Origin of the sequence: Methyloceanibacter sp. (assembly GCF_049590335.1) — a bacterium.
GTDB lineage: Bacteria > Pseudomonadota > Alphaproteobacteria > Rhizobiales > Methyloligellaceae > Methyloceanibacter.
The window spans coordinates 1-5,269 of record NZ_JBAWCQ010000019.1; the positions used below are offsets into that span (position 1 = coordinate 1).

General features: G+C 59.8%; 4 protein-coding genes. All 4 read right to left on the minus strand.

The annotated features are described in order from the left end of the window. On the minus strand, window positions 1-2,216 hold a 2,216-nt coding region (gene bamA / locus WBQ77_RS01500), incomplete at its 3' end, for an outer membrane protein assembly factor BamA (RefSeq protein WP_424058602.1). Between the two features lie 154 nt (window positions 2,217-2,370). After that, window positions 2,371-3,513 (minus strand): RIP metalloprotease RseP, encoded by a 1,143-nt coding sequence (gene rseP / locus WBQ77_RS01505; protein WP_424042919.1) that lies wholly within the window; start codon window positions 3,511-3,513, stop codon window positions 2,371-2,373. A 107-nt stretch (window positions 3,514-3,620) separates the two neighbouring features. After that, window positions 3,621-4,811 (minus strand): 1-deoxy-D-xylulose-5-phosphate reductoisomerase, encoded by a 1,191-nt coding sequence (gene dxr / locus WBQ77_RS01510; RefSeq protein WP_424042920.1) that lies wholly within the window; start codon window positions 4,809-4,811, stop codon window positions 3,621-3,623. Between the two features lie 40 nt (window positions 4,812-4,851). Continuing rightward, window positions 4,852-5,269 (minus strand): phosphatidate cytidylyltransferase (locus WBQ77_RS01515; RefSeq protein ID WP_424058604.1); only part of this gene is annotated, 418 nt, incomplete at its 5' end.

Consider the following 5,269-nt stretch of genomic DNA (forward strand, 5'->3'; position numbering starts at 1 on the left):
TCGCCCGCGCCCCAGAGCGAACCGGCGTCTACGAAGACGGCACCATCAATTCCCAGGCTTTCGGGAATGAGCGGAATTGGGAAACGAACTTCGGCCGTGGTGGCCCAGAAATACTTGCCGCCTATCGCGTCCTGACTACAGTTCGGGATTCTCGCGCCTGTGGTCGGATCCTTGCAGGCGTCACGAGGACCGTAGCCGGCGCGATCGAAGCCTCGGATTGTCTCGCCGCCTTTGAAGAAGAGGTCGGTCAGACGCAAATCCTCGCCGCCCCAGCCCTCGATGATGCCGCCCTGCGCGCGACCCACAAACGTGATCTTGTTGGTGATGGGATAGTAGCCGCGCGTATCGAGGATCAAACGGTTGTACTGCACGTCACCGCCTGCGCCCGCGAAGTCCTGCGAGATCGAGGCAAAGATGCCACTGGTCGGCGACTGTGGCAGGTTCCGCGTGTCATAGGCCAGCGTATAGCCCAGGCTCGAAACCCACACCTCACCTTCGTCGGCGGCCTGCTTAATGGCGAGCGAGGCGTTGCGGGTCGCGTCGAAGATTTCCTCACGATTCAGCCTGTAGCGCAGGCCGAGCTGCGTGTTGTTGGCGACAGGGAAGCCCATACGCAGATTGCCACCGGTGTTGCGCTGCCGGAACGAGGCCACGTCTCGCAAGTCGACCTCTTTGTGGAAGAGGTCGAAGCCGGCCGCGATGTTGCGCCCGAGGAAGGCCGGCTCTGTGAAGCTGAAGTCTACCTGGAAGCGTTCAAAGCTGCCCGACATGCCGAGCCGAACATACTGGCCCCTACCCATCAAGTTCCGCTCGGTGATGCTCACATCGCCGATGACACCTTCCGTGGTGGAGTAACCGACACCGAAGGAGAACTCGCCCGTCGGCTGTTCCACGACGACCACATTGATGACCACGCGATCGGCCGCGCTGCCAGGCTCCGTCTCGATATTGACGGTCTTGAAGAAGCCGAGCCCGCGCAGGCGTTTGCGGCCCGCCTCGATCAGGAGCCGGTTATAAGCGTCGCCTTCAGCCAGTCGGATCTGGCGGCGAATGACTTGGTCTTCGGTCCGGTAGTTGCCGACGATATTGATCCGCTCAATATAGACTCGCGGACCTTCGTCGATAACATAGGTGACATTGATGGTCTGGGTGACAGGATCGCGATCGAAACGGGGCCGCACCTGCCCGAAGGAGTAGCCCTGTTCGGACACTTTGACTGTGAGCGCCTCGACCGTCTTTTCGATTTTCTCGACATTGTAGTGCTTGCCCGGCTTCGTCAGGATCGCGCCGCCAAGGGCGTTCACATCCAACGACGGCAACGCGCTCTCGATGTCGACATAGCCGAACCGGTATCGAGGACCTTCGTAGATTTCAAAGGTGATTGCGAACCCGGCCCCGTTCGGTTTGAGGAATCCCCCTCCACCGTCGCCCGCCACGATATCAGCATTCGAGGAGAGGATCCGTACGTCGGCATAGCCGTTCTTCAGATAGAACTGACGTAGCAGTTCGCGGTCCAGGCCAAGCCGGTCCGGGTCGTACATATTGTCGTTCTTCAGGAAGCTGAGCCAACTGGTCCGCTTCGTCGTGATCACATAGCGCAGCTGGGAGGCGCTGAAGGCCTCGTTGCCCACGAAATGGATGGCTCTGACCTTGGTCTTGATCCCCTCGCCGATCTGGAACACGACCTCGACCCGATTGCCGCCAAGCGGAATCACTTGTGCACTGACCTGCGCGTCGTAGTGGCCCTGACGGGCAAGGACGTCGCGGATTCGCTGCTCATCGGCCTGCACGCGCGCTTGCGTATAGACGGTGCGCGGCTTGAGCTGGACTTCGGAGCGCAGCGTATCGCTCTCCACGTCTTTGTTACCTTCGAAGCGCACGCGCGCCACGACGGGATTCTCGCTGACGACAACCACGACCGTGGAGTACTGGCGCCGAATGCGGACGTCCTTGAAAAGACCTGTCGAGAAAAGGGTTTTAAGGGACTGATTGATCTCGCCCGGATCGTAGGCATCGCCCTCAGAAAAAGAGAGGTAGGACCGGATCGTCTCGGATTCGACGCGCTGATTGCCTTGGACGACAATCGAGCTGATGGTGGCATTTTGAGCAGCAGCAGTGAAATCGCCAAAGCCCGCGCTGAGACTCAGCGAGAGCGGGACGCTACACATAACCAGGAAGGCCGCTGCCAGCCCTCTTTCCAACGTCCACCGCACCATTTCTGGTGTAATCCCCCGTTAACCCAAATCCCCCACAGGCTTAGGCCCATGAATGTTAGCTGGCCATCTGTTTGTGGCCGATTTTAGATAGGCATCATTCTGATTTTGGTTAAATCCAGCGGCTTTTTTTGTTCCCTGTCCGCAAATCCCACCATCACAGAAACTTCAAGTGAATCAGATCGTTCCACGTTGCGAAAATCATTAGCATGAGCACGAACGCTAGGCCAATGCGAAAACCGATTTCCTGGGTGGATTCACTCAACGGTTTTCCCCTCACAGCTTCGATTCCGTAGAACAGCAGATGCCCGCCATCGAGCATAGGTATTGGGAAAAGATTGATCAGCCCAATACTGACCGAGATGATGGCCGCGAAGTTGAGAAACACAAGCACTCCGAGGGTTGCCATCTGTCCCGATACTTGGGCTATTCTGAGCGGCCCACCGAGTTGATCAGGATCCTCGCGCCCTCTAATAACGTCGTAGAGGTAGCCCAGCGACCGTGAAACAACGAAATAGCACTCCTCGACCCCCATGACGAAGGCGGTGGCTGGGTCGTGACGCACCCAGGTCCAATCGTCCGGAGAGGCGCTGCGCGCGATCCCCAAACGGCCGATTTTAAACTTATTTCCAAACCGATCGGTGGTTTCAATCCTTTCCGGACTCGCGGTGAGATCGACGGACTCGCCAGCGCGATCAACCGCAAAGTGTAGTTCCCGGTCAGGGCTAGTTGCGACAATCCGCTGCATCTCGGAAAAGTTCACGATCTTCGTCCCGTCAATGCTCGTTATGAGATCGCCTGGCTTGAAGCCGGCCCGTTCAGCAGCGCTACCTTTGGTGATCGCGTCGACCTTGGGCGCCGTGATGCGTTCGCCAAAAATGCTGAAAATGGCCGTGAAGATCAGAATCGCGAAAATAAAGTTCGCGATCGGGCCCGCCGCGACAATGGCGGCGCGCTGAGCCAAGGTCTTGCCCTGAAAGGCTTTATCCCGATCCGCCTCGGGCATGGACTCGAGGTCCTTTTGGCCTGCGCTGGCGGCATTTTCGTCGTCGACGAACTTCACGTAGCCGCCGAGCGGAATCCAGGCCACCCGCCAGCGCGTGCCATGCCGGTCGTTGAATCCAAAAATCTCCGGTCCAAACCCGATGGAGAACGTCTTGATGCCCACGCCGCACCAGCGGGCCACTAGGAAATGCCCCATCTCGTGGACAAAGACCACGATGGTCAGAACGCAGAGGAATGGGACGAGATAGCTGAGAAAGTTGCCGCCGAAACCGGTCAAAGATGTGAATATGTCCATAAATCCAAATACCTAGAGAATTGGGCCCTTGTTAGTCAGTTTGTAAGCGCCGCGTTTTTTAACAGCGCCGTCTTGTGTTCTGCCGCGCTTCGATCGCCCGCCCCGGCTTATGATACCCATCGTGGCAATCGTTCGCGCGCCCGGCGGCGTGCCTCTTCGTCGATTTCGTAGACATCCTCCGCACTTGCGGGGCTGAGGCCGGTAAGATCGGAGCAATCGGCCAGCGTGGTCTCCACCAGCCCGGCGATTCCCAAGAATCCTAGCCGGTTCTCGAGGAAGGCCGCAACGGCCACTTCGTTGGCCGCATTCAGGACCGCGCCGGCGCTGCCGCCCGTGTCGAGAACTTCCTTGGCCAAGCGCAGCGCAGGGAATCGCTCCGGATCGGGCGCTTCGAAGGTGAGCGAGCCGAGCTTCGCGAGATCGATTCGTTCGTTCTGCACGTGCATGCGTTCGGGCCAGGCAAGGCTATAGGCGATGGGCGTGCGCATGTCCGGGTAGCTGAGTTGCGCCAGCACGGCGCCATCGGTCATTTGCACGAGGCAGTGCACGATGGACTGAGGATGAACCACCACGTCCAGCTTCTCCGGCGGGAGTGCGAAAAGGTGGTGCGCCTCGATGAGTTCCAGCCCCTTGTTCATCAGCGAGGCGGAATCGATCGTCACTTTCGCGCCCATGTTCCAGTTGGGGTGTTTCAAGGCTTGTTCGGGGCCGGCGGACGCCATCTGCTCGGCGCTCCAGGTCCGGAACGGCCCGCCAGATGCGGTGAGACAGACGCACTCGATCCTGTCGAGCTCCGTGCCGATCATGGCTTGCATTGCGGCGGAGTGTTCGGAGTCGACGGGCAGAAGCGTCGTGCCATGCGCCGCAACTTCGCGCATGAAAATTTCGCCGCCCGAGACCAGGCATTCCTTGTTAGCGAGCGCGACGGCGGTTCCCTGCCGGACTGCGCGCAAGGTTGGCCTCAGCCCTGCGACGCCAACGATAGCGGCCATGATCCAGTCCGCCGGCCGGGACGCTGCGTCCAGCAACGCCTTCGGCCCTGCCGCGACTTCGATTCCCGTGCCCGCCAGCGCAAGCAAGAGATCTTTGTAGCTTGCCGCGTTCGCTGCCACGGCCAGCTTGGCCCGGTGCTTTAGGGCAAGTTCGGCGAGCCGCGCGACGTTCTTGTTGCCCGTAAGTGCGACGACCTCATAGTCGTGCGGACTGCGTCCGACGAGATCGAGCGTGCTCTCTCCGACGGAACCTGTCGCGCCGAGCACGGTAATCTGCTTGGGCTGCTTGGCGCTTGTGTGGGGCATGGTTGCGGTGTCTTCGCTTATAGGGAACAGTGTGTGGCCCTCACCATATCAGGAGCCCGACACCTGGATACACGAGGTCGCGCGTGGCGATCAGCGACGCGACCACCGCCGCCAACAGAAGGCTGTCGATCCGGTCGAAAAAGCCACCGTGGCCTGGAATAAGCTGGCCCATGTCCTTAATGCCCAAACTTCGTTTCAGGGCGCTTTCAAGCAAGTCTCCCATCTGGCAGGCGAGGGCAAGTACAAAGGCGACCAGCGCCAGAGCCACGGGCGAGGTGTTGCCGAGATAGTACGCGAACCCCACGCCGACCAGGATGGGCGTCGCGGTGCCAACGGCAAAGCCACTCCATGTCTTTTTCGGGGAGATGGTCGGCGCGAATTTGGGGCCGCCGAACGCCCGGCCACCAATGTAAGACGCTGTGTCGGTTGTCCACGCCACGACGAGAACGAACAAGACG

Excerpts from the sequence above, each read along its gene's own strand:
- rseP (WP_424042919.1), bottom strand. The coding sequence starts at position 3,513 with ATGGACATATTCACATCTTTGACCGGTTTCGGCGGCAACTTTCTCAGC.
- dxr (WP_424042920.1), bottom strand. The coding sequence starts at position 4,811 with ATGCCCCACACAAGCGCCAAGCAGCCCAAGCAGATTACCGTGCTCGGC.